This is a genomic window from Marichromatium bheemlicum, from assembly GCF_012276755.1.
In the GTDB taxonomy this organism is placed as follows: domain Bacteria; phylum Pseudomonadota; class Gammaproteobacteria; order Chromatiales; family Chromatiaceae; genus Marichromatium; species Marichromatium bheemlicum.
Genome location: NZ_JAAXKX010000042.1, coordinates 1 through 2,157 on the forward strand (window position 1 = coordinate 1; position 2,157 = coordinate 2,157).

1 protein-coding gene is annotated in these 2,157 nt (G+C 63.9%); it reads left to right on the forward strand.

The window, feature by feature from the left end; translation table 11 throughout:
* Positions 1–301 precede the first annotated feature (301 nt).
* The coding region (locus HF203_RS16010; protein WP_168671084.1) for a tetratricopeptide repeat protein at positions 302–2,157 on the forward strand (1,856 nt) is incomplete at its 3' end.

Here is a 2,157-nt window from a genome sequence, read left to right on the forward strand (position 1 = left end):
GTGCAGCAGCCTCGAGCTGTTTTCATCAGGGAGAGAGCTCGGAGTGGCGTCCACGCAGATCCTACTCAGCCTGCTTCGCAAACGCTGGCTTACTATTTGCTTCCAACCCCAATCGGTAGGGGAACGCGTTACTGGACTCGCGACCGATGACCACACTACATCGTTGTAGCCACGCGCGTTAAGGGCATGCTGAAGGGCGCGTCAATTTATTGGCGACTTGTGTGTCGGATGGATGAATGTTGAGCGCTGGCGGCCGTTCCTCGACTAATCGCAATGATCAGGACAAAGGGGTCGACTATTCATGGTCTCCAACGATGAATCGCTTGAACTGGCTCGCGCCCATCATGCTGCGGGCAGGCTGGACGAGGCGGAGTCACTGTATCGTGCCCGCCTCACGGCCGAACCAGACGAGGCCGCAGCCCATCATGGTCTCGGGGTACTGGAGGTCGAGCGTGGACATCTCGATTCCGGCCTCGGCTTGTTACTGCGAGCGCTGGAGCTCGATCCCGAGAACGGTCATCACTGGGAATCCTACGCGCAGGGGCTGATGCTGGCCTATCGCCCGCAGGAGGGGTTGGCGGTGATCGAGCGGGCGATCGACTGCGGCCTCGATAGCGCCGAGGCACATGCCCTCAGAGAAATGCTCCAGCGCATGCTCGCGACCCCGACCCCGAGCGACGAGGATGCACTGATCACGCTGTTCGAGCGTCATCAGTTCGACGAGGTCGAGCAGCTCGCCCGTGACTGGACCGAACGCAGGCCCTGGGACGCCTTCGGCTGGAAGATGTTGGGGGCGGTGCTGGCACAGTGCTCACGTGGAGAGGCCGCCGTACCCGTGCTCGAAGAGGCGCTGCGGCGTGATGACCAGGATCCCCAGGTCCTCAATACCCTTGGGGTTGCGCTCGAACAGGTCGGGAGGCTCGAAGAGGCTGGGCTCGCCTATGCCCAGGCGGCCAAGCGCTCGCCTGATTTCGTCGCCGCGCTCTACAATCTTGCCAGTCTGTTGCTGACGATCGGACGGGCCGAGGAGGCCATCGGCTACTTCGATGCGGTGCTGGCGATCGATCCCCGGCACCTGAAGAGCTATAACAACCGTGGCTCCGCGCTGCGCCGGCTCGGGCGTACGGATGAGGCGCTGGCCGACTATCAGCAGGCCCTGGATGTCGACCCCGATCACCCCGAGACCCTGACCAATCTTGGCAATGCGCTGGCCGAGCAAGGGCGTTTCGACGAGGCACTGGCGCTGCAGCAGCATGCGGTCCGACTCCGGCCGGGGCAGGCGGCAATGCTCTCCAACCTGGGCAATATCCTGCAGCTGATGGGGCGGGTTGACGAGGCAGCCACGACCTATCGCCAGGCACTGTCGAAGCACCCGACGGATGCCGCGATTCACAGCAAGCTCTTGTTCACGCTCAATTATCATCCAGGCCTTTCGGCCAAGGCCATCTTCACCGATTATCGTGAGTTCGATCGCCGTCACGGCGAACCCGCGCGTGCGCACTGGTCTGCGCACGACAATGATCGCGACCCCGGGCGTCGCTTGCGCCTCGGGTATGTCTCGCCGGATTTTCGCCACCACTCGACCCGCCATATGCTCGAACCCTTGCTGATGCATCGCAATCGGCTCGACTTCGAGCTTTTCGCCTATGCCGAGCTGACGTGCGAGGACGCCCAGACGGCGCGCTACCAGGGATTGATCGATCATTGGGTGCCGACCTGTGGGCTGAGCGACGCCCAACTCGCCGAGCGTATCCGTGCCGACGGCATCGACATCCTGGTCGACCTGGCCGGACATACGGCAGGCAATCGGCTGGGGGGGTTCGCGCGCAAGCCGGCGCCGGTGTCGGTGAGTCTCTGGGTCGGTTATGGCTACACCTCGGGGTTGAGCGCGATCGACTACTTCCTGTGTGACGAGGCACTGGTGCCCGAGGGTGCGGAGGGGTTGTTCAGCGAGCGACCCTGGCGGATTGCCGCGCCCGCCGGCATGTATCGCCCGAGCGAGGGGATGGGGGCGGTGAACGTGTTGCCGGCGCTGGAGCGGGGATACATCACCTTCGGTACGCTGACCCGTGGGGTGCGGGTCAACCATCGCACCATCCGGGTGTGGTCCGAGATCCTCGAGCGGGTGCCGGGCGCGCGGCTGGTGGTCAACAGCAG